At 65.2% G+C, this 22225-nt stretch carries 15 protein-coding genes and 1 tRNA gene; 7 read left to right on the forward strand and 9 right to left on the reverse strand.

The features are described 5' to 3' along the window. The first annotated feature begins 18 nt into the window (after positions 1-18). Positions 19-357, forward strand: coding sequence for a heat shock protein HspQ (hspQ, locus tag AUL32_RS15755; protein ID WP_061976058.1), 339 nt, complete (start codon positions 19-21; stop codon positions 355-357). A gap of 86 nt (positions 358-443) precedes the next feature. Here hspQ and AUL32_RS15760 read toward each other — a convergent pair whose 3' ends face one another. After that, positions 444-1067 (reverse strand): invasion associated locus B family protein, encoded by a 624-nt coding sequence (locus AUL32_RS15760; protein WP_061976057.1) that lies wholly within the window; start codon positions 1065-1067, stop codon positions 444-446. 188 nt (positions 1068-1255) lie between these two features. Here AUL32_RS15760 and AUL32_RS15765 point away from each other — a divergent pair, with 188 nt between their 5' ends. After that, the gene (locus AUL32_RS15765; protein WP_062116689.1) at positions 1256-3118 is read left to right on the forward strand and encodes an extracellular solute-binding protein; all 1863 of its coding nucleotides are present in this window, start codon (positions 1256-1258) and stop codon (positions 3116-3118) included. 15 nt (positions 3119-3133) lie between these two features. Here the strand turns inward: AUL32_RS15765 and mfd are convergent, their stop codons facing one another. After that, positions 3134-6646: a transcription-repair coupling factor gene (gene mfd, locus AUL32_RS15770; RefSeq protein ID WP_062116693.1), complete on the reverse strand. Its 3513-nt coding sequence runs from the start codon at positions 6644-6646 to the stop codon at positions 3134-3136. After that, positions 6643-6939 carry an FAD assembly factor SdhE gene (locus AUL32_RS15775; RefSeq protein WP_061976055.1) on the reverse strand — a complete coding sequence of 99 codons (297 nt, stop codon included), beginning with the start codon at positions 6937-6939 and terminating at the stop codon, positions 6643-6645. The genes mfd and AUL32_RS15775 overlap by 4 nt, the downstream gene beginning before the upstream one ends. Before the next feature lie 155 nt (positions 6940-7094). On the opposite strand from AUL32_RS15775, the gene recG reads away from it, so the two are divergent. After that, positions 7095-9203 (forward strand): ATP-dependent DNA helicase RecG, encoded by a 2109-nt coding sequence (gene recG, locus AUL32_RS15780; RefSeq protein WP_062116696.1) that lies wholly within the window; start codon positions 7095-7097, stop codon positions 9201-9203. A gap of 15 nt (positions 9204-9218) precedes the next feature. On the opposite strand, the gene glmS is transcribed toward recG, so the two are convergent. From glmS to AUL32_RS15795, 3 genes are all read right to left on the reverse strand, one after another. Beyond that, positions 9219-11045, reverse strand: a complete 1827-nt coding sequence (gene glmS / locus AUL32_RS15785) for a glutamine--fructose-6-phosphate transaminase (isomerizing) (RefSeq protein ID WP_062116698.1) — start codon at positions 11043-11045, stop codon at positions 9219-9221. A 125-nt stretch (positions 11046-11170) separates the two neighbouring features. After that, positions 11171-12523 (reverse strand): bifunctional UDP-N-acetylglucosamine diphosphorylase/glucosamine-1-phosphate N-acetyltransferase GlmU, encoded by a 1353-nt coding sequence (gene glmU / locus AUL32_RS15790; protein WP_062116700.1) that lies wholly within the window; start codon positions 12521-12523, stop codon positions 11171-11173. A 54-nt stretch (positions 12524-12577) separates the two neighbouring features. Further along, positions 12578-13315: a cytochrome c biogenesis CcdA family protein gene (locus tag AUL32_RS15795; RefSeq protein WP_062116919.1), complete on the reverse strand. Its 738-nt coding sequence runs from the start codon at positions 13313-13315 to the stop codon at positions 12578-12580. Positions 13316-13483: 168 nt separating this feature from the next. Between AUL32_RS15795 and AUL32_RS15800 the strand changes: the two genes are divergently transcribed. After that, positions 13484-13559: transfer RNA gene (locus AUL32_RS15800), tRNA-Lys, on the forward strand. Positions 13560-13734: 175 nt separating this feature from the next. Further along, complete coding sequence (locus tag AUL32_RS15805; protein ID WP_062116922.1) at positions 13735-14826, forward strand: GGDEF domain-containing protein; 1092 nt, start codon at positions 13735-13737, stop codon at positions 14824-14826. Between the two features lie 46 nt (positions 14827-14872). Here the strand turns inward: AUL32_RS15805 and AUL32_RS15810 are convergent, their stop codons facing one another. Beyond that, positions 14873-16951 carry an NAD(+) synthase gene (locus AUL32_RS15810; protein WP_062116704.1) on the reverse strand — a complete coding sequence of 693 codons (2079 nt, stop codon included), beginning with the start codon at positions 16949-16951 and terminating at the stop codon, positions 14873-14875. A 668-nt stretch (positions 16952-17619) separates the two neighbouring features. On the opposite strand from AUL32_RS15810, the gene AUL32_RS15815 reads away from it, so the two are divergent. Further along, a complete protein-coding gene (locus AUL32_RS15815; RefSeq protein ID WP_062116707.1) occupies positions 17620-18846 on the forward strand; it encodes a flavin monoamine oxidase family protein in 1227 nt (408 codons plus the stop codon). 24 nt (positions 18847-18870) lie between these two features. Here the strand turns inward: AUL32_RS15815 and nagA are convergent, their stop codons facing one another. Continuing rightward, the gene (gene nagA, locus AUL32_RS15820) at positions 18871-20052 is read right to left on the reverse strand and encodes an N-acetylglucosamine-6-phosphate deacetylase (protein ID WP_062116709.1); all 1182 of its coding nucleotides are present in this window, start codon (positions 20050-20052) and stop codon (positions 18871-18873) included. A gap of 198 nt (positions 20053-20250) precedes the next feature. Here nagA and AUL32_RS15825 point away from each other — a divergent pair, with 198 nt between their 5' ends. After that, positions 20251-21024 (forward strand): NAD kinase, encoded by a 774-nt coding sequence (locus AUL32_RS15825; protein WP_062116925.1) that lies wholly within the window; start codon positions 20251-20253, stop codon positions 21022-21024. A gap of 17 nt (positions 21025-21041) precedes the next feature. On the opposite strand, the gene AUL32_RS15830 is transcribed toward AUL32_RS15825, so the two are convergent. Then, positions 21042-22178: a DUF2336 domain-containing protein gene (locus AUL32_RS15830; RefSeq protein WP_062116712.1), complete on the reverse strand. Its 1137-nt coding sequence runs from the start codon at positions 22176-22178 to the stop codon at positions 21042-21044. Positions 22179-22225: the final 47 nt, after the last annotated feature.

The raw sequence follows: 22225 nt of genomic DNA on the forward strand, positions 1-22225 counted from the left end.
GGAGTTAGACCGCGATCGATGACCGTCAGTTCAACGCAGACCGCCCGCTTCTTTATTGGACAGATCGTTCGGCACCGGATTTTTCCGTTCCGGGGCGTGATCTACGATGTCGATCCCGAGTTCGACAACACCGAGGAATGGTATCAGTCCATTCCGGCAGAGGTCCGACCGCGCAAGGACCAGCCGTTCTATCACCTCTTCGCCGAGAATGCGGAGAGCGAGTATGTCGCCTATGTCTCCGAGCAAAACCTCGTGCCCGACGAATCCGGTCAGGCCGTGCGCCACCCGCAGGTGGGCGAAATGTTCGACGGGCCCTTCGACGGCGTTTATCGTCTGAAAGGCCAGCACCGGAACTGAGCGGTCTCACCGCATCCATTCCAATCTAGACAGCAAAACGGCGGCCCTTCAGGCCGCCGTTGGCATTTGAAAAGGCTGGGGCCGCTTTACTGCGTGGCCTTGGCCTTGTTCTGCGCGTCCTCGAAACGCTGGCGGCGAGCCTCGGCCTGACCCTGCAGGGCCTTGTCGAGCTCCTGCTGGCGCTGGGCGAGTTCGGGCTGGGCGCGGGCCGGGCCGTCATAGGCCTGCGTAAAGCCGGAGAGCGAGACGGAGATCGGGTTCGGCTGGCGCTGGAAGTTCACGGACGTGACCTTCAGGACCTTGCCCTTCTTCATCGACGCGACGAGCGCGTCGGAAAGCTCGGCCTCGGCGATGCAGCGGTCGGGGAAGCAGACGGAGTAGTTCAGGGTCTGCGGCTTGTTCTCGTCGATCTGCATCTGCACGCCGGCCGGGACCACGCGGCCGGTCGGGACGACGGCCTGCAGGACCTTCTGATTCACCTTGCCGGTCACATTGATGAGGTTCACGGCGGTGATGAGCTGCCGCGTGTCGGCGATCATCGTGTACTGGGTGTTGCAGATGTTGTTTTCGCCCTGCGGCGAGCAGACCTTGAACCACTCCGCCGGGACTTGCTGCGCGGATGCGCTTGCGACCGGCAGAGCCAGTCCGGCGACTGCGGCCAGACCAGCCAACGCCAACGCCTGCTGAATGTTCTTGGTATGGGTTCTCACCGTCTGTTCTTCCTTCTTTGGCGTGAGCCTCGATCCGGGTCGCGGACTGCAATAGACGCCTCTGCGGTCTTCTGCAAATGAGGCCGTTTGAAGACCTGCCCGAAGCTGGCGGCGGGGCTGCGAGGTGTAGGCAAGGCGCTGCAAAACCGATAGTTTCCGCCGCGAAATGCCACGGAGTTTCCAGCCGAATGCCGACCCGAAGCCTTGCTCGAATCTTGCGCCGCCTCGCTCTTCCGGCCCTGGTATCGCTGGCGACTCTGGCCTCGGGAAACGCGTCGGCGCTGGCGGAGGCGATGCATGGGATCGCCATGCAGGGCGAGCCGAAGCTGCCCGCAGGGTTCGACCATTTCCCCTATGCCGACCCCAAGGCACCCAAGGGCGGGCGCATGGTCTATGGCGTGTTCGGCGATTTCGACAATCTCAACCCCGTCAGCGTGCGCGGCGCGCTGACCACAGCTCGCGGCATCTTCGCCGACCCGGAATTCGGAAACCTCGTCTTCGAGCCCCTGATGCAGCGCTCGGCCGACGAGCCCTTTACCTATTACGGGCTGATCGCCAAGAGCGTCGAGACGGACCCGGACCGAACCTTCGTCGAATTCCAACTCGACCCCGCCGCGCGCTTTTCCGACGGCCGTCCGATCCGGCCCGAGGATGTGCTGGCGACGGTCGAACTTCTGCGTACGCAAGGCTCGGTTCGCCCGCAATACTCCGCCTGGCTCGCCAAGGTGGCCTCGGTCGAGAAGCGCGGCGATCATGGCGTCCGCTTCACCTTCAACGAAAAGGCCGATCGCGAGTTGCCGCTGCTCCTGGCCGGTCTCCCCGTCCTGCCCGCCGGCGATTTCGATGCCGACACGATCGCCCAGACGACGCTGAAGCCGCCTGTCGGCTCCGGCCCCTATCTCGTCTATCGCGTCGAATCCGGGCAGCGGATCACCTATCGACGCAATCCCGACTATTGGGCCAAGGACCTGCCGACCAAGCGCGGACTGGACAATTACGACGAAATCACCGTCGAATATTATCGCGACCAGAATGCCCAGTTCGAGGCCTTCAAGAAGGGTCTGTCCTACGTCTACATCTATCAGCAGCCCAATCCACGCCACTGGCAGACGGCTTACGACTTCCCGGCCGTGCGGGATGGGCGGGTCATCAAGGAAGTGTTTGAGACAGGGCGCCCGGCCAATCTGAACGCCTTCTTCTTCAACACGCGCCGCGCGCCCTTCTTGGACCCGAAGGTCCGGGAGGCGTTGTCGCTGCTGTTCGATTTCGAATGGGTGAACGCCAATCTCTTCTACGGGTCCTACAAGCGCCTCAACAGCTTCTTCGATAATTCCGACCTGTCGAGCATCGGCCACCCGGCGGACGAAACCGAGCTGAAGCTACTCGCCCCCTTTCAGGCCGACGTGGCACCGAAGGCGCTGAAGGGAGAGGACCGGCAGCCTGTCAGCGATGGCTCGGGAAGCGATCGCGGGCTGTTGCGAGAGGCGGTCGATCTGCTTCAGGCCGACGGCTACCGGTTCGAGAACGGCCAGATGGTCGGCCCCGAAGGCGCGCCTCTGCGCTTCGAGATCCTGGTGCAGTACAGCGACCAGCAGAAGATCGCCCTCGCCTACTCCCGCACGCTGGCGCGGATCGGCGTTCAGGCCGATGTGCGGCAGGTGGACGACGCGCAGTATCAGAAGCGCAAGCAGAGCTTCGACTACGACGTCATCGTCTCGGCCTTTTCCGGCACGCTGTCGCCGGGCGCCGAGCAGGTGAACCGCTGGGGATCGGCAGCGCGCGACCGGCCGGGCTCGTTCAACTATGCTGGCGTCGCCAGCCCGGCCGTCGATGCCATGATCCAGGCCATGGTGACGGCGCGCTCTCGCGAGGATTTCGTCTCGGCCGTGCGAGCCTATGACCGCCTTCTCATCAGCGGCCACTATGTCGTGCCGCTCTATTTCATCGGCGAGCAATGGCTGGCGCGCTGGCGTTTCATCCAGCACCCCGAGGTGACGCCGCTGACCGGCTTCTATCTGCCGGCCTTTTGGCGCGACCCCAAAAGCGAGTGAGGTGGAGAAGGCGGCTCAAGCCGCCTTCTTCTGCCCCTCGTCCACGAAGCGGGCAAGCTGCGTCGCGATGCCGGCGGCGCCGTTGAGGCGCTGTTCCGGCTTTTCCCAGACGCGAGCGAGCACGATGGACTGGTCCGGCCGGATCTTCGCCGCCGGCCCCTGCTCGCCGATATATCGCACCAGAGCGGCGGGATTGGCGAAGGTCTTGTCGCGGAACTGGATGACGAGGCCCTTCGGCCCCGCATCGAGCTTCTCGATATTGGCCTTGCGGCAGAGCGCCTTGATGAACACGACCTTCAGGAGATGCTCGACTTCCACCGGCAGCTTGCCGAACCGATCGATCAGTTCCGCGCCGAAGGCGTCGATCTCTCGCGCGTCCTCCAGCTCGGCAAGGCGCCGGTAGAGCGTCATGCGAAGCTGCAGGTCCGGCACATAGCTTTCCGGGATCATCACGGCCGTGCCGAGCGAGATCTGTGGCGACCAGGTGCCGTCGGTCTCGACCTCGACGCCCTTCATCTCGGCTACGGCCTCTTCCAGCATTTGCTGGTAGAGCTCGAAGCCGACCTCCTTGATATGTCCACTCTGCTCGTCGCCGAGCAGATTGCCAGCGCCGCGCTGGTCGAGATCGTGGCTGGCGAGCTGGAAGCCGGCCCCGAGCTTGTCGAGCGATTGCAGCACCTTGAGGCGGCGATCCGCGCCGGCCGTCGGCGTCTTGTTGGCGGGAATGGTCAGGAGCGCATAGGCACGCTGCTTGGAGCGCCCGACGCGGCCGCGCAGCTGGTAGAGCTGCGCGAGGCCGAACATGTCCGCCCGATGCACGATCATCGTGTTGGCCGAGGGAATGTCGAGGCCCGACTCCACGATCGTCGTGGACAGGAGCACGTCGTAGCGACCCTCGTAGAAGGCGTTCATGATGTCGTCGAGTTCGCCCGCCGGCATCTGGCCATGCGCGACGGCGACCTTCAATTCCGGCACCTGCTCGTCCAGGAACTCCTTGATGCCAGCAAGATCGGCGAGGCGCGGCGCGACATAGAAGCTCTGGCCGCCGCGATAGCGCTCGCGCAGCAGCGTCTCGCGCACCACGAGCGGATCGAAGGGCGTCACGAAGGTGCGCACCGCCATGCGGTCCACCGGCGGCGTGGTGATGAGCGAAAGCTCGCGCACGCCTGTCAGCGCCAATTGAAGCGTGCGGGGGATCGGGGTCGCCGAAAGCGTCAGGACGTGGATGTCCGACTTCAGCTCCTTCAGCCGCTCCTTGTGCTTGACGCCGAAATGCTGCTCCTCGTCGATGATGAGAAGGCCGAGATTCTTGAATGTAATGCCCTTGCCCAGAAGCGCATGGGTGCCGACGACGATGTCGACCGTGCCGGCCGTGACGCCCTTCTTGACCTCGTTCAGTTCCTTCGTGGTCACCAGCCGCGAAGCCTGCGCGACGTTTAGCGGCAGGCCACGGAAGCGCTCGGAGAAGGTCTTGAAGTGCTGGCGCGCCAGAAGCGTCGTCGGCACGACCACCGCGACCTGCAGCCCGTTCATCGCCGCGAGGAACGCACCCCGAAGGGCGACTTCGGTCTTGCCGAAGCCGACATCGCCGCAGACCAGTCGGTCCATCGGGCGCCCCTGCGCGAGATCGTCGGCCACCGCCTCGATCGCGTTGAGCTGGTCCTCTGTTTCCTCGTAGGGGAAGCGCGCCTGGAACTCGGCCCAAAGGCCTTCGGGCGGCAACAGTCGCGGCGCACCGCGCATCTCGCGCTCGGCGGCGATGCGGATGAGTCCGCCCGCCATGTCGAGAAGCCGCTTCTTGAGCTTGGCCTTGCGCGCCTGCCAGGCACCGCCGCCGAGCTTGTCCAGCGTCGCGTCCATCCCCTCGCCGCCGTATCGCGACAGGAGCTCGATGTTTTCGACCGGCAGAAAGAGCCGGTCGTCGTTGGCGTAGCGCAGCTCCAGGCAGTCGTGCGGCGCGCCCATCGCCTCGATCGTGCGCAGGCCGACGAAGCGGCCGATGCCGTGATCGACATGGACGACGATGTCGCCTTCGTTGAGGCCCGTGACCTCGGAGATATAGTCAGAGCCGCGCTTCTTGCGGCGGCCCCGCCGGACGAGACGATCGCCCAGAATGTCCTGCTCGCCGACGACGACGAAACGGTCGGTCTCGAAGCCGGCCTCGACGCCGAGAATAGCGGTGGCGACCATGTGGCGCCCGGCTTCGAGTGCCTGCTTCAGCGTGTCGACCGGCTTAATGTTGCCGAGCCCATGCTCCTCGACCACCTGCGTCAGGCGCTCGCGCGAGCCTTCCGACCAAGCTGCCAGGATGACCTGCTTGCCGTCCGCCCGCAGGCGCGAGATGTGATCCACGGCGGCGGTGAAGACGTTGACGTCGCCCGCCTGCCGCTCGGCCGCGAAGTCGCGCCCGCGCTGCACGTCGAGATTGACCGTGTCGATCTGGAAGCCGGCATCGGTTACGGCATAGGAAGACAGGCGCACCGGGTCAGCGCTGGCGAGGCCGCCGCTCAGCTCGTCCTCGGTGAGATAAAGTTCCTGAGGCCCGAGCGGGTTGTAGGGAACGGACTCGGCGCTGTTCTCTGCGACGCCGCGTCGGCGCGCCTCGTAATAGTCCTGCACGAGCTTGCGCCGCTCGCCCACCGCCTCGGACACGAGATGGTCCAGCACCAGCGGAAAGCCATCGATATAGTCGAACAGCGTCTCGACGCTCTCGTAGAAGAGCGGCAGCCAATGCTCCATGCCGGAGAAGCGCTTGCCCTCGCTAATCGAGGTGTAGAGCGCGTCGTTGCGCGCCGGAGCGCCGAAGCGCTTCACGTAGTTGGAGCGGAAGCGCGAGATCGTCTCGTCCTTCAGCGACACTTCCGAGACGGGCGCGAGCTCGAAGCTCTTGCGCTGTCCGGTGGTGCGCTGCGTCGCGGGGTCGAAGGAGCGGATGGATTCCAGCGTGTCGCCGAAGAAGTCGAGCCGAACCGGCTCCTCGTCGCTCGGCGCGAAAAGGTCCAGAATGCCGCCGCGCACCGCGAACTCGCCGCGCTCGCGCACCGTCGTCACCCGCTCGAAGCCGCCGCGTCCGAGCACCTGGACGATCTGCTCCATGGCGATGCGCCCGCTCGCGCGGGCGGAGATCGTCTCCTCCTCCAGCACCTTGCGCGGTGGCATCTTCTGCAGAAGCGCATTGGCGCTGGTCAGAATCAGAGCGCGATGAGGGTCGCGCTGAAGCGAGGCGATGGCCGAAAGAGCCGAAAGGCGGCGCGCCGCCGCTTCCGATGATGGGCCGACGCGGTCATAGGGAAGGCAGTCCCAGGCCGGAAGCGAGAGAACCGGCAGGTCCTTCGCGATGAAGCGCAGCGCGTCCTCGATCTCGCCCATGCGGTTGCCATCGCGCATGACGAAGACGACCGGCTTGTTCTTGCCGCGAGCCCGCGCGATCTCGGCTAGGAGAAACGGCTCGTAGCCGTCCAGCACATTGCCGATGCGCAGGCCGACGCCCTTCTCCAGCGCCTTCTTGACGACGGCGGGACTGCTCACGAAGCCACCACCTGGTTCAGGGCGTAGAAGGTACGGATGCGCTGGAAGACCGGAGTGTCGTAGTTTGCCGGCGTTTCCTCGGTGCCCGTCAGCCAGGAGAAGAGGTCGCGGTCGGGCGCCTCCATCAGAAGCTCGTAGACGCCTAGATCCTCGTCGTTGAGATGGCCGATCTCGGCGTCGGCGAAGCGGCCGAGAACCAGATCCATCTCGCGCGTTCCCCGATGCCAGGACCGGAACAGGGCCTTGCGCCGACGCGGGTCGAGATCGCTGGAGGAGCGTGTGGTTCCGGTCATCGCGATCGTCCGATTGTTTCAGGTCTCAAACAGGTTTCGCCGGATCGCTTCCCCTCTCGGGGCAAGGTCCGGTTCGGTCACGGTCCCTATATAGTTGCCGCGTCCCGGCCTGTCAGCCTATCCGAAAACGAGAACAGACGATAAACACCGCTGCCATGCGCCCCTCGATTCTCGACCCGCTCTTCGCCTCCGTCTCGACGCTGACCGGCGTCGGGCCGAAGGTCTCCGTCCTGATCGGCGGGCTCGTCGCGCCGCCGGGCGCCGGCGGCGTCGCCAAGGTGCGCGATCTCCTGTTCCATCTGCCGAGTGGCGCAATCGACCGGCGTCGCCGCGAGCAGATCGCCTCGGCGCCTGACGGCGTGATCGTCACGCTGGAAGTGCGCATCGACCACTATCAGTTCCCATCTCGCGAGGCCCGCAACCAGCCGACGCGCGTCATCGCGCACGATGCTTCGGGCGAGATCGCGCTGGTTTATTTCCGCGCCCAGTCGCAATGGCTGGAAAAGCTGTTTCCGCTGGGCGAAACGCTGCTCGTTTCCGGCAAGGTGGATCGCTTCAACGGCCGTGCCTCGATGGTGCATCCCGATTTCGTTGGCAGCGCTGAGGATGCCGAAAGCCTGCCGCTGGTCGAGCCGGTCTACCCCATGACGGCGGGCCTTTCGCCCAAGGTGCTGCGGCGCGGCGTCGCCAACGCTCTGGAAAAGCTGCCGGAACTCGCCGAATGGATCGAGCCGAGCATCCTCAAGCGCGAAGGCTTTCCGCCCTTTCGTGCGGCGTTGGAAAGCCTGCACAAGCTCCAAGACCCCAAGGATCTCGACTTCGCCAACCCCGCCTTTCGTCGCCTTGCCTATGATGAGTTTCTGGCAAGCCAATTGGCGCTCGCCCTCTCGCGCCGGCGCATGAAGCAGGAAGCCGGTCGTAGCCTCGGCACCGACGGCGCCATCCGCGTCCGCGCCGAAAGCTCGCTCCCCTTCAAGCTGACGCTGGGGCAGAACGAGTCACTATCGGAAATCTTCGCCGACATGGCGCGGCCGGAGCGCATGGTTCGGCTGCTGCAGGGCGATGTCGGCGCGGGGAAGACCGTGGTCGCCCTGCTTGCCATGGCTGCCGCCAAGGAATCGGGCGCCCAGTCCGCGCTGCTCGCGCCCACCGAAATCCTCGCCCGCCAGCACTTCGCCGGCCTGTCGCGCTTTTGCGACGCCGCAGGCCTAACGATCGCCCTTCTCACCGGACGCGACACCGGCAGGGCGCGCGAGGGTAAGCTCGCAGCGATCGCGTCCGGCGAGATCGACATCATTGTGGGCACGCATGCCCTGTTCCAGGACGATGTCGCCTATCACGATCTCGGCCTCGTTGTGGTGGACGAGCAGCATCGATTCGGAGTGGAGCAGCGGCTTCGCCTCACCCGCAAGGGCAGCGCGCCCGATCTTCTGGTAATGACGGCGACGCCCATTCCGCGCACGCTGGTGCTCGCAGCCTTCGGCGACATGGATGTGTCGCGTCTCCACGGCAAGCCGGCGGGCCGCAAGCCGATCACCACCGTCGCCGTGTCGTTCGACCGGCTGGAAGAGGTCGTCGCCCGCGCTGGGCGCGCCATCGAGGAAGGCGAGAAGCTTTATTGGGTCTGCCCGTTGGTGGAGGAAACCGAGACGAGCGATCTGACGGCGGCCGAGGAGCGCGCCGAGGTGCTTCGGCAGTTCTTCGGCAATCAGGTCGGGCTCGTGCACGGCCGGATGACCGGCGCCGAGAAGGACGCCGCCATGGCCGATTTCAAGTCTGGTCGCACGCGCATCGTGGTGGCGACGACGGTGATCGAGGTCGGCGTCGACGTGCCCGATGCCTCGATCATCGTGATCGAACATGCAGAGCGCTTCGGCCTGTCGCAATTGCACCAGCTGCGCGGCCGGGTCGGGCGAGGCGACAAGCCGTCCTCTTGCGTCCTTCTCTACCGCGCGCCGCTGGGCGAAGCCGCCAAGGCGCGGCTCGCGGTGATGCGCGAGACGGAGGACGGGTTCCGTATCGCGGAGGAAGACCTGAAGCTGCGCGGCGAAGGCGATCTGCTGGGCACGCGGCAATCCGGGATGCAAAGCTTCCGCATCGCCGATCTCGAAGCCCATGCCGATCTGATGGAAACCGCGCGCGACGACGCGCGGCTGCTGATCGCGACCGATCCCGAACTTGGCTCGAAGCGAGGCGAGGCCGTTCGCGCCCTCCTCTACCTCTTCGGCAAGGACGACGCGATTAAGCTTCTGCGCGCCGGCTGAGCGCTGTTCGGCGCGCTATTCGACGGTGACGGATTTGGCCAGATTGCGCGGCTGGTCGACATCCGTGCCCATCTGCACGGCCGTGTGATAGGCCAGGAGCTGCAGCGGGATCGCGAAGACGATCGGCGTTAGGATTTCCGGCATGTTGGGCAGGACCAGCGTGTTCACCGTCTGCACCGCGCCGGATGCAGCGCCCGCCTCGTCGGTCAGGAGGATGATCCGCCCGCCGCGCGCGGCGACCTCCTGCATGTTGGAGACGGTCTTTTCGAACACACGGTCATGCGGGGCGACGACCACGACCGGCATGGTCTCGTCGATCAACGCGATCGGTCCATGTTTCAGTTCGCCGGCGGCGTAGCCCTCGGCGTGGATGTAGCTGATTTCCTTCAGCTTCAGCGCGCCTTCCAGGGCCAGCGGAAAGGAAAAGCCGCGCCCAAGGAACAGCGCATGGCGATGCGTTGCCATCTCGCGCGACAGGCTCTCGACCTGATCCTCCAGATGCAGCGCGGCATTGACGAGACGCGGCGCCTCGGCGAGCGCCCGCGTCAGCTCCAGCTCGCCATCGCCCGAGATCACGCCGCGCTCGACGCCGGCATGCACCGCCAGCGCGGCCAGGGCCATCAGCTGGCAAGTGAAGGCCTTGGTGGAGGCGACGCCGATCTCCGGCCCGGCCAGCGTCGGGAAGACCAGATCCGCCTCGCGAGCCATGGTGGATTCCTGCACGTTGACGACCACCGCCGTCTTAAGCCCGGACTCCTTGGCGTAGCGCAGCGAGGCAAGCGTATCGGCCGTTTCGCCGGACTGAGAGACGAAGAGCGCAAGGTCCACGTCGCCGAGCGGGCTTTCGCGATAGCGAAACTCGGAGGCGACATCGAGATCGCAGGCGATACCGGCAAAGCGCTCGAAGAAATAGCGGCCGACCAAAGCGGCGTAATAGCCCGTGCCGCAGGCCGACATGGCGATGCGACGAACCTTGGAGAAGTCGAACGCCTGGCCCTGCGGCAGGCGCGTGCGCCCGCTCGTCATGTCCACGAAGGCCCCCAGCGTATGGGAGAGCACCTCTGGCTGCTCGTACATTTCCTTCTGCATGAAATGACGATGATTGCCCTTGTCGACATAGAAGGCCTTGCCGACGGAACGCCGAACCGGCCGGTCCACCGGCTGGTCGTGCTCGTCGAAAATTTCGGCGCCCCGATGCGACAGAACGGCCCAGTCGCCATCCTCGAGATAGCGGACGGAATCGGTGAAGGGCGACAGCGCGATGGCGTCCGAGCCGAGGAACATCTCGCCCTCGCCCTCGCCGATCGCCAGCGGGCTGCCGCGCCGCGCGCCGATCAGAAGCTTGGTGTCGCCGTCGAACAGGAAGGCGAGCGAGAAGGCGCCTTCGAGAACCTTCAGGGTGGAGGCGACGGCCTCCTGCGGGCCCATGCCCCGGTCGATCTGCCGCGTTACATAGACCGCGACGACCTCCGAATCCGTCTCGCTCTCGAACGCGTATCCGTCGGCGGCGAGTTCGGTCTTCAACTCGCGGAAATTCTCGATGATGCCGTTGTGGACGACGGACAGCCGCTGGGTCGAATGCGGATGGGCATTCGCCTCGTTCGGCACGCCATGGGTGGCCCAGCGCGTGTGGCCGATGCCGATCGTGCCCTGAAGCGGCTGCTCAGTGAGCACGGCTTCCAGATTGCGGAGCTTTCCGGCCGCGCGGCGTCGTGCCAGCGCGCCGTCTTCCAGCGTCGCGATGCCTGCGGAATCATAGCCCCGGTATTCCAGGCGCTTCAGCGAGTCCACGAGCCGCGAGGCGACGGGGGCTTGGCTGATGATGCCGATGATGCCACACATGAGCGAACCGATCCTTTCGGGAAAGCCCCGGCCGGTCCGGTGCTTCGCGCCGTCTGCTGATAGCGCGACGGCGCAAAACCGTCGCTCAATTTTCATTGCTGGTTTTTAGAGATCGCGGCCGCGCGTCAGCTTTGGCCGGCCTTGCGCGCGGCGTTGCGCGCGTTGATCTCGCGCCCGCGCCCCTCTTTTACCACCTGCCGCGCCCGGCCAAGGGCCAGCGCATCGGCCGGCACATCCTCCGTCACGACGCTGCCCGAGGCGACATAGGCTCCGTCGCCGATCAACAGCGGCGCGACGAGAGCGGAGTTCGACCCGATGAAGGCGCCAGCGCCGATCACCGTGCGATACTTGTTGAACCCGTCGTAATTGCAGGTGATCGTGCCCGCGCCGATATTGGCTTCCGCGCCCACGCTGGCATCGCCGAGATAGGTGAGATGGCTGACCTTCGCGCCTTGGCCGACCGTAGTGCTCTTGATCTCCACGAAGTTGCCGACCTTCGCGCCGTCCCGCAGGTCCGTGCCCGGTCGCAGCCGCGCGAAGGGACCGACGCTCGCCTTCGGGCCGACGGACGCACCCTCGAGATGGCTGAAGGCGTGAAGAACCGCGCCGCTCCGAATGTGAACGCCCGGACCGAAAACGACGTTCGGCTCGATCACGACGTCGGGCTCGACCACCGTGTCGGCCGCGAAGAACACCGTCTCTGGCGCAATCAAGGTCACGCCTGACAGCATCGCCTCATCGCGACGGCGCGCCTGCCAGATCGCTTCGACCCGGGCCAGTTCCAGCCGGGTGTTGACGCCGAGCACGTCCTCCTCCTCGGCCGTGACGAGCCGTACGGACAAGCCCTTGCTTCGCGCCACGGACACGATGTCGGTGAGGTAGTATTCGCCCTTGGCATTGCTGTTGCCGACGCGTTCCAGAAGGTCGAGCGCGCGGCCACCGTCGATCGCCATGACCCCGCCATTGCAGAGATCGATCAGCCTCTCTTCGGGCGAGGCGTCCTTTTCCTCGCGAATGGCGACGAGTTCATCGCCTTCGCGGATCAGACGGCCATAGCCCGTCGGCTTGGCGCTGTGGAACCCGACGACGCATACCGCCGCCCCTGCGGCGATCTCGGCCCGCGCCGCGAGCAGCGTTTCGGGCCGCACGAGCGGCGTGTCGCCAAACAGCACGAGCAGATCGTCGAAGCGGTCGGCCAAAGCGCCGCGAGCCGCCAGCACTGCATGTGCCGTTCCGAGACGCTCTTCCTGCGCGAAATGGCGCAAGGGCGGTTCGAACCCCGAGACCAGGCGCACGACGCTCTCGGCATCGCGGCCGACGACCACGACGGTCTCGCTCGATCCGGCGCGCATCGCGGCATCCACAGCGTGCAGCACGAGCGGGCGATGGGCGACCTCGTGCAGCACCTTGGCGCGCGTCGATTTCATGCGCGTTCCCTCGCCTGCGGCAAGGACGATGGAAAGGCAGGTGCGGCTCATGGGAGGAGTCCTCGAAACAAAGAAGCGTCGTTTGGGGGCGTGGCGATTGGGAGATCAGCCGATTTTTTGAAGGGCCGGGAATGTTTCCAGGAGCCAGAAGGACATGGCCTGCATGCCGCCCGTCAGGAAAAGAACGCCGGTCGCCACCAACATGACGCCCATCGCCTTCTCGATCGCGCTGAAATGCGAACGAATGCGACCCATGGCACGCAGGAAGCTGGCGGAAAAGGCGGCGGCGAGGAGGAAGGGAATGCCGAGGCCGGCCGAATAAAGGCTCAGCATCACCATGCCTTCGCTCACGGACTGGCGTGCGCCGGCAAGGCCGAGAATCAGCCCCAGCACCGGGCCGATGCAGGGCGTCCAACCGAAGGCGAAGGCAAGGCCCATGAGATAAGCGCCGCCGAGCGAGCGGCGCGGTGCCTCCGGCTGGAAGCGCGCTTCGCGCGACAGGAAGTCCAGCCGCAGAACACCCAGGAACTTCAAACCCATCAGAATGATCGCGATGCCAGCGAGCAAGCCGAGCCAGTCCATGTTGCGGCGAAGAAGCTGGCCGAGCGTGCTCGCTCCCGCGCCAAGGAGAACGAAGACTGTGGAGAAGCCGAGCACGAAGACGAGGGCGGTCAGAACAAGCCGCCCATAGCCGGGCACGGCCATCGACCCGCCTCGTCGCAGGTCCTCGGCGGAGACCCCGGCCATGTAGCAGAGATAGGGCGGCACCAGCGGCAGGACGCAGGGCGACAGGAAAGACAGCGCTCCGGCCAGAATCGCCGTCGGATACGAAAGGTCCGAAATCAAGACAGCCGCCCTCACCTACACCGCCCTTTCAGGGGCCTACCAGACGGGTCTTACGACGAAGCCCGATCGGGTTCAAACCGTGTGGATGACATCGCAAAAGCTGTTGACCGGCACCGGCGACCTTTCTATGGTCCGCGCAATCCGTACATGAGTTCATGTAGGTTCGAGCGCGTAGCTCAGTTGGTAGAGCACGTGACTTTTAATCATGTGGTCGTGGGTTCGAGTCCCACCGCGCTCACCATTCTCCCAGTTTTTTGAATGCCCACCAGTCCGGCGGTAAAATTCGCAGCCGGGATCGCTCTTCGCTCAACGCGATTTACTCCGGGATAACGATCCCGCGCAATTTGCGCGCGCTCGTAGGGAAGCTTAGATTTCGGTTCGGTAAGTCTCCGTCCATGCGCATTGGGCCGACGGCGATGGATCTCTCGATCCCCACATTGCAGTTCACGGGTTTCGTCGTGTTCGCGACCTGCGGCTCTGTCTTCGCCGCCTGTTGGCTGCTTCATCGCGAAAAAATCCACCATCTCTTGTTTGGCGCCAGCTTCTTCACCTGCGCGGTCATGTCCGTCTGGTTCGTGGATTTCGGCTATTACGGCAGCGTGTGGTCGCCGCTGGGATGGTCGCTCGGAGGCTCGCTATTCTGGAGTGGCTTTCGGCTGTTTGACAACCAGCGCGCCGTGACCAGGCCCATGGTGGCGCTGTTCGTGCTGCCGACCGTTGTGCATATCGTATGCGCCGCAAGTGGATTCACCCCCTCGACGATAAACGCGGCCAGCACCCTCGCCTACGCGCTGCACGAAGGCGCGGCGGCCCATTACGTGCTGGCGCGCAACCCTTCCCGCTCTCCTATCCGGCTTCTGGCCGGGCTCGCGTTGGGGGCCATCTCCGTGGCGATCTGCCTGCCCCTGCTGCCGTTGCAGCCCTCGCATGTCGCGCTGTCGATTGTCGCCATTTTCGTGGTCGACCATGTCGTGTCGGTCCTGCTGACGACATCGATTCTCGCGCTGGAAGCGGAGAAGGCCTACTCCGCCGTAGCGCGACAGGCGCGCACCGATCCGCTGACGCAGCTTCTCAATCGGGAGGGCTTGGCGGAAGCGGTAAGCCGCCACTCTGGGCCGGCCTGCGTGATCTTCGCCGATCTCGATCACTTCAAGTCGGTGAACGATCGCTTCGGCCATGCGGCCGGCGACGAGGTGCTGCGGGAATTTGCAAGGCGAGCCAAGGCCATTCTGCCGGAGAACGGCCATCTCGCACGGTTCGGAGGCGAGGAGTTCGTTCTCGTCCACGCCACGAAAGACCGGAACGCCGCACTAATTCTTGCCGAACGCCTGCGCTTTGCGATCGGCAGCCGGCCCATTTCGTGGAACGGCCAATCGATCCCCGTCACCGCCAGCGTCGGTGTGGCCTTGTCCGACACGCGGACCAGCCTGGCCCGCGCCCTCGAACAGGCCGATGCGGCCCTCTACGAAGCCAAGCTCGCGGGACGAGACCGCGTTCAGGCAGCCTGATCATCCAGCAAGCATCACCAAGGCGGCTCGACCTCGAAGCTTCGCCTTACGTCTTCGGAATACGCTCGAGATCGCGGAGCCAGGCATGGGCGCGCCCGTCGGACGGCGCGCGCCAATCCCCCCGCGGCGACAGGCTGCCGCCGGCCGAAACCTTGGGGCCGTTGGGCATGGCGGTGCGCTTGAACTGGCTCGTCTGAAAGAATCGAAAGAGAAAACGCTCCAGCCAAAGCCGGATCGTGGCGAGATCGTACTGATTCTTCTTCGCCTCCGGAAAGTGAGCGGGCCAACGTCCCTGCTGGAGATCGCGCCACGCGTGATAGGCAAGAAACGCCACCTTGGCCGGCGGTTGGCCGTAGCGCATGGTGTGGAACAGGAAGAAGTCGTTGAGCTCGTAGGGCCCAATCTTGGACTCGGTGCTCTGCAGGGCACCGCTGTCATCCGCAGGAACCAGTTCGGGCGAAATCTCGGTTTCGAGGATTGCCGTCAGGACCCGGTTCGTTTCCGCGTCGAACTGACCGGTCGTCACGGTCCAGCGGATCAGATACTGGATCAGCGTCTTGGGGATGCCGGAGTTGACGCCGTAATGGCTCATCTGGTCGCCAACGCCGTAGGTGCACCAGCCGAGCGCCAGTTCCGACAAGTCGCCGGTGCCGATGACGAAGCCGTTTCGCTGGTTTGCCAGCCGGAACAGATAGTCGGTCCGCAGCCCCGCCTGCACGTTTTCGAAGGTGATGTCGTAAACCGGTTCGCCCGACGAGAAGGCGTGGCCCATGTCGCCCAGCATCTGACGGGCGGCGGGGCGAATGTCGATCTCGTCGGCCTCGATGCCGAGCGCGCGCATCAGCGCCCAGGCGTTGCCCTTCGTCTCGTCGCCGGTCGCGAAGCCCGGCATGGTGAAGCCGAGAATCGTGGATCGAGGCAGACCGAGCGTGTCGCAGGCCTTGGCGGCGACGATCAGCGCATGCGTAGAATCCAACCCACCGGAGACGCCGATGACCATCCGGTCGCCCGGCGTCGATTCGAAGCGCTTGATGAGCGCATGGACTTGGATGTTGAAGGCTTCGTAGCAATCCTGGTTCAGCCGGGCCGGCATGTCGGGCACATAGGGAAAACGCCTGATGTGCCGCTCCAGCCCGTGATCGGCGAAAGAGGGTTGGTGGGCGAACTCGATGCGGCGGAAGCGCAGTTCCGGGTGGCCGGCACGCGCGGCGGAATCGTTGAAAGTCGGCATGCGCATGCGCTCCAGGCGCAACCGCTGCAGGTCGACATCGGCGACGGTCAGTTGCGGCTCGCGTGAGAAGCGTTCGGACTCGGCCAGCAGGTCGCCAACCTCGTAGATCATCGCCTGCCCGTCCCACGACACGTCGTTCGTGCTCTCGCCCTGCCCGGCGGCAGAATAGACATAGGCCGCCATGCATCGCATCGCATGGGCCGAGGTGAGAATATGGCGATCGGCCGACTTGCCGACGGTGATGTTCGAGGCCGAGAGGTTGCACAGAAGCAATGCCCCGGCTAATGCGCCGTCGATCGACGGGGGAGTCGGCGACCAGAAGTCCTCGCAGACCTCGATATGAAAGATGAAGTCCGGCAGATCGGTGGCGGCGAACAGGAGATCGGTGCCGAAAGGCACCGTCTGCCCTGCGAGATCGATGGCGGAAGAGGTGATGCCGCTGCCGGAGGCGAACCAGCGTTTCTCATAATATTCGCGATAGTTCGGCAGGAAAATCTTGGGCACCACGCCGAGGATCGCTCCGCGCGAGATCGCGATGCCGCAATTGTAAAGCCGGCCGTTGCGCCGTATTGGCGCGCCGATCAGCAGAACCGATGGGAGCGCGGCGGACGCGGCCGCGGCCGCGATGCGACCGACCGCCCGTTCCACATCGTCCAGCAGCGCGTCCTGAAGATGGAGATCGTCGATCGCATACGCTGAGAGGCAGAGTTCGGGATAGACGACCAGATCGACGCCGCGCTCGGCCGCGCGCTCCGCCTCGCGAAGGATTTCCACGGCATTGGCGTCGGGATCGGCGACGAAGACGCGGGGCGTGGCAACAGCCACTCGCACGAACCCGTGCTCGTGCAGGGAATAAAATCGTTCGACGCGACGCTGGGCGGTCTCGAAGGACATGGTAGCCGGACCTTATCTGCGGATCGTTCGGACAGGCAGGTGGACGATGCGCCGGACGAATCAACCGGTGCCTGAAGCCCATTCTAGGTCATTCGCGCGGGTTTTGCGTCTGCCGACGATACTCGACATCGGCCATCCGACAACGTGGCTCTAGCTTCTCTTCGTCTCGCGGTTGGGCAGGAGCACGCATGAGCGAGACGTAAGGGGACCTTCGCTTCAGGTCGTGCCGATCGGTGACGAGGCCTTCCGTAACCGGGTCGATCGCGTCCTGCCCGAGTTGGTCGAGATCGTTGACGTCTATCCGAAAAGCCCTCGTGTGTGCTTCACCCTGAGGAAATGCAGGAGGTGCCGATCGAAGTTTATCGCAGCCGCTGGACAATACGCTGAAACCGTCACCGCCGATCTTTTGTTGCGGCGCTGGAATTGACGGCTCACGTTGGGGAACTAAATCGCCGATCTATCGAGAGGCCGACAATTTGATGACGAACCTTCATCGTGTTGCAATCTTCCCGACCTATACACATTCCAAGCATCCGGTTCGGGCGGCTTTCGGCGTCCCACTCGCCTCTCGCCGCGCCGAACCGGAAGCCATCTCTTGACGGCATTGGCAAGCGATACTTGCGTCGAACTACGCCCGGCCTTCCTCAACCCAGCTTCCGATTGATCCGATGATATCCTGCGATGTTGCCATCGTCGGTGCGGGCGCGGCGGGCCTTGGCGCCGCGTGGCGCCTGGCCTCCACCAGCCGTTCCGTCGTTTTGATCGATGCTCGGGATCGGCTGGGCGGCCGCGCCCATACGGTCACGACCCGCGAGGGCGATCCGATCGACCTCGGCTGCGAGTGGCTCCATTCCGGCGACGTCAATCCGCTTGTGCCCCTCTTCGAGTCCCTTGGGATCGAGATCGACCGCACGAAGCCGAAATGGGATGAGCAGGACGGCAATCGCGGCTTTTCGCCGGAGCAGCAGCGCGAATTCGCGGAGGCTTTCGACGCGTTCGAGGAGCGGCTGGCGGAAGCGGCCGACCAGGGCCGGGACGACGCGGCCTCCCGTTATTTCGAACCGAACGGCCGCTGGAACGCCCTGATCGACGCGGTCAGCAGCTACTACAACGGGACGGAATACGATCGCGTCTCGGTTCTCGATTATGCCCGCTACGTCGACACCGGGGTGAACTGGCGCGTACGCCGGGGCTATGGCGCCGCCCTCTCCGCCATGGCGGGTTCGGTCACCTGTCGCCTCGGCGTGCGTGTCGAGGCAATCGAAGATCGGCCGAACGGATTGATTCTGCGAAGCGCGGGTGGCGATCTCGAAGCGCGCCATGTTGTGCTGAGCGTCCCAACGACCGTGCTGGCTGGCGGAAGGTTGATCCTGCCATCCCGCTTCGATGCGAAGGTCGAGGCCGCCAACGGCTTGCCACTAGGGTTGGCGAACAAGGTCTTCTTCCGCTTGCGGGAGCCCGAGCGTTTTTCGGTGGAGGGGCATCTCTTCGGCCGGATCGATACGGCCGCGACAGGCAGCTACCAACTTCGCCCGTTCGGCCAGCCGCTGATCGAAGGTTTTTTCGGCGGACGCCATGCCGCCGCTTTGGAGGCGGAGGGACCGGGCGCCATGACGGCCTTCGCTCTCGAAGAGCTGCGCGGCCTATTCGGGGCCGAACTCATAAGGTCCATCGAACCGGAATGCGAAACGGCCTGGGGACAGGACCCGTTCGCGCTCGGCTCCTACTCCCACGCCCTTCCCGGCCATGCCGAGGCGCGTCAGGTCTTGGCGCAACAGGTGGACGATCGCGTCACCTGGGCTGGAGAGGCAACGCATGCGCAGGCCTTCTCGACCGCGCACGGCGCCTGGGAAACAGGGCTGCGCGCGGCGGAGGAAATCCTGGCGCTGCGCTAAGGGCGCTGCCAGATCGGCCTCGCGTCAGCGATGGGCCGGGGCGAGCCGCGCGGTCTTCTCGTTTCGCCTTTCACGGCCGTGCAACCAGAGGCGACCGAGCGAAAGGTCGTCGCGCAGCCAGACGAGATCGGCGGGCGACCCCGCTTTCAGGAAGCCGCGATCCGCCTCGCGCCGCAGCAGGCGCGAGGGATTGGCCGTCGCCATGCGCAAGGCTTCTTCCAGCGAAAGGCCGATGGTGCGGACGAGATAGGTAACGGCATCCAGCATGGAGATGTCGCAGCCCGCCAGCGTTCCGTCGTCCAGTGTCAGCTTCCCGCCGTTGCGCGTGGCCCGGCGTCCGCCGAGCTCGAAGACCTGCCCCTCGCTGCCGACGGTCGGCATCGCGTCGGAAATGGCGATCATCCGGTTCTCGCCCTTCTTGGCGCGCAGGGCGAGTTCGACCATGGCCGGGTGAACATGGTGCCCGTCCGCAATGATGCTGGCCCAGACATCGGGCGAATCCAGCGCCGCCCCGGCAACGCCCGGCGTGCGGTGGCCGAGCTGGCTCATGGCGTTGAAGAGATGCGTGACGCAGCTTGCCCCGGCCGAGATGGCGGCCATGACGTCGTCATAGCTGCCGTCGCAATGACCGATCGAAACGTGAATGCCGGCGCGAGACAGCGTGGCGATCTGCTCGGGAGTCACGGATTCGGTCGCGACGGTGATGAGGAAAGGGCGCACGTCCACCGCGCAGAGCTTCGCCACGTCCTCGTCAGTCATGACGCGGACGCAGGCCGGGTCGTGGGCACCCTTGCGCTTCAGGGCGATGAACGGCCCCTCGACATGGATGCCGCCGCAACCCGGCACATGGCGCGCCAAGGCAGTGCGCACGCCCTCGATTGCGGCGAAGGTCACCTCCTCTCGATCAGTGATCACGGTCGGCAGAAGCGACGTGGTGCCGAAACCCAAGTGAGCCTCGCAGATGGCCCGCACACCCTCGACATCGGGCCGGTCGTTGAGGAGGACGCCGCCGCCGCCATTGACCTGAATGTCCACGAAGCCCGGCGCCAGCGTTCCGCCGTCCAGCCGCTCCACCGGCAGATCGGGGTCGAGGTCCACGCTCTCGGCGATTCCCTCGACCATCCCGTCCTTGACGATCAGCGCCGCGTTTCGGCGCGTTCTTACGCCGTCGAAGATGTCTGGGCCGGAAATTGCGAATCGTGCCATGGAAACGACCTCGAAGAAGCAGGTAAGCGAGAGATAGCACCGCGGAACTCGGCGTAATATCGGCGCGACGATCCCTCCGGCGTCCCGGCTTTTGCCCAAAGAAAGGCGAGGTCATGGCTTGCGTCTGCGAGGAGAGGATTTAGGTTCGCTCCGACATGCGGACGGGTCGGCCGCTCAAACCCTCGAATGTGGATGGTCATGCGACAAACGATCCGACCGATCGCCCTCGTCGCGAGCGAGAGCCCGGAGGCGCAGGAGGCGCTCGCCCGGCTGCGATCTTTCTATGAAACGGTCGATCCCGAAGACGCCGACATCGTGGTCGCGCTCGGCGGCGATGGCTTCATGCTCCACATCCTCCATCGCTTCATGGACACGGGCAAACCGATCTACGGGATGAACAAGGGAACCGTTGGGTTCCTTATGAACGATTTCCGCGAGGACGATCTGTCGGAGCGGCTGGACAAGGCGGTTCAGAGCGAAATCCGACCGCTCCAGATGACCGCCATCGACGATGTCGGCATGCGCCACACGGCGCTGGCCATCAACGAAGTCGCCCTGTTCCGCCAGTCCTATCAGGCGGCGCGGCTGAAAATTTCGATCGATGGCCGAACGCGGCTGGAGGAACTGGTCTGCGACGGGGTGCTGGTGGCGACGCCAACGGGATCGACGGCATACAATCTCTCGGCGCAAGGGCCGATCATACCGATCGAAGCACCGTTGCTGGCGCTGACGCCGGTCAGCGCCTTTCGCCCCCGTCGCTGGCGCGGAGCGCTGCTCGCCAACCGGCAGGTGGTCGATATCGAGGTCCTGGAGGCGGAGAAGCGGCCGGTCAACGCGGTGGCGGACCATCGAGAGGTCAAGTCCGTGCGCCATATCGAAATTCGCGAGGTGCGAGATCTCGGCAGCCTGATCCTGTTCGACCCCGAACATTCCTGGGACGAGCGAATTCTGGCCGAACAGTTCCGCTACTGAGGGGCGACAGGACTGCGTCAGGCGGCGAGATAGCGCTGCATACGCTGACGAGCGGTAGTGCGCTGCGCGTCCTTCGACAGGCGCTCCAGAAGCTCGGTGAGGTCCTTCTGGTCCGCAGTCGCCTCCCGGCGCTGGTGGCCGAGCAGCCTCTGCATGACCGAGGCCGTGACGTCGGCCGAGTCGAGATCGTCGATCATTGAGGCATCCTTCCAGACGCGCGTCGCGGCCAGGAGCAGCGGCACGACGACGGGCGGCAGTCCGGCCTTGGCGGCCAGCGCGGCGAAGGAGGGCTGGCGCGCCTCCGCGATGATGGCGCGCACGCGCGGCTCGGGATAGCCGGTCAGCCGCGCCAGGGCGGCGGAGAAGAGATCGATCCGCCCGGCGCAGACCGCCTTGAGCAGCAGGGCCGTGTTCAACGCGCCATCGGAGCGCAGATGCTCCACGAATGCCTCGAGCCCTTCCGCCGATACTTCGTCGACGATCGCGGTCAGGGCGCGCTCCTGCAACTCCTCGCGCAGGCGCTCGCTCCGGGTTTCCCCCAGCACGGCGGCGAGGAAGGGCGAGCGGCCCAATTGCTCGGCGACGGCGTGCACGAGGCGATGGCGCATGTCGGACGGCAGGTCGTCGCGTTCCAGAAGCGCCCCGCGCACCCGCCCGTCGCCGCCGAACGTCGTTGCAAGCTGACGAAGCGTCTCGACAGTCATCTCGGCGTGTCTGTTGCCGGCCAGCGCCAAGGCCGCATCCGGGTCCTCCAGCGCGGCGATGGCATGGCAGGCGTCAGACGGCAGGTGGGGCCGCCGCGCGATGGCGGCGCGAACAGGGCCGCTCGCGTCCATTGCAAGCTCGGCCAGATCCGGCCCGGTCAGGAGGGGCGAGCGCGAGACGACGAGCAGTGCGATCTCGTTCACATCCCGCGCGAGCCCTAAGACGAGCTGGCGCGATACGCGATCGGACGAAGCGACGAGATTGGCGATCGTGCGCCGGACGAGGGGCGAGACGTCCTCCAGCGCATAGAGAAGCGCTGCTTCCGCTTCGCGCGTTTCCTTCGGCAGAAACTTGCGGTGGATCACCGCTTCGGCCAGCAGAGCCACACCCGCGCAACGCTCCACCGTGTTGGCGGTCTCACACCATTTGACGAAGTGATGAGCGAGCATGGGAATCGGCCTCGAACGCAAGGGCATGTGCCCTATTCCTGCCCGCC

It is taken from the genome of Aureimonas sp. AU40 (genome assembly GCF_001463785.1).
GTDB lineage: Bacteria > Pseudomonadota > Alphaproteobacteria > Rhizobiales > Rhizobiaceae > Aureimonas.

Bases quoted from the DNA above. Each gene is read 5' to 3' on its own strand.
- glmU (WP_062116700.1), bottom strand. From the start codon at position 12,523: ATGAGCCGCACCTGCCTTTCCATCGTCCTTGCCGCAGGCGAGGGAACG.
- AUL32_RS15765 (WP_062116689.1), top strand. From the start codon at position 1,256: ATGCCGACCCGAAGCCTTGCTCGAATCTTGCGCCGCCTCGCTCTTCCG.
- AUL32_RS15830 (WP_062116712.1), bottom strand. From the start codon at position 22,178: ATGCTCGCTCATCACTTCGTCAAATGGTGTGAGACCGCCAACACGGTG.
- AUL32_RS15825 (WP_062116925.1), top strand. From the start codon at position 20,251: ATGCGACAAACGATCCGACCGATCGCCCTCGTCGCGAGCGAGAGCCCG.
- recG (WP_062116696.1), top strand. From the start codon at position 7,095: ATGCGCCCCTCGATTCTCGACCCGCTCTTCGCCTCCGTCTCGACGCTG.
- AUL32_RS15810 (WP_062116704.1), bottom strand. From the start codon at position 16,951: ATGTCCTTCGAGACCGCCCAGCGTCGCGTCGAACGATTTTATTCCCTG.
- AUL32_RS15815 (WP_062116707.1), top strand. From the start codon at position 17,620: ATGATATCCTGCGATGTTGCCATCGTCGGTGCGGGCGCGGCGGGCCTT.
- AUL32_RS15805 (WP_062116922.1), top strand. From the start codon at position 13,735: ATGGATCTCTCGATCCCCACATTGCAGTTCACGGGTTTCGTCGTGTTC.
- glmS (WP_062116698.1), bottom strand. From the start codon at position 11,045: ATGTGTGGCATCATCGGCATCATCAGCCAAGCCCCCGTCGCCTCGCGG.
- hspQ (WP_061976058.1), top strand. From the start codon at position 19: ATGACCGTCAGTTCAACGCAGACCGCCCGCTTCTTTATTGGACAGATC.
- AUL32_RS15775 (WP_061976055.1), bottom strand. From the start codon at position 6,939: ATGACCGGAACCACACGCTCCTCCAGCGATCTCGACCCGCGTCGGCGC.
- nagA (WP_062116709.1), bottom strand. From the start codon at position 20,052: ATGGCACGATTCGCAATTTCCGGCCCAGACATCTTCGACGGCGTAAGA.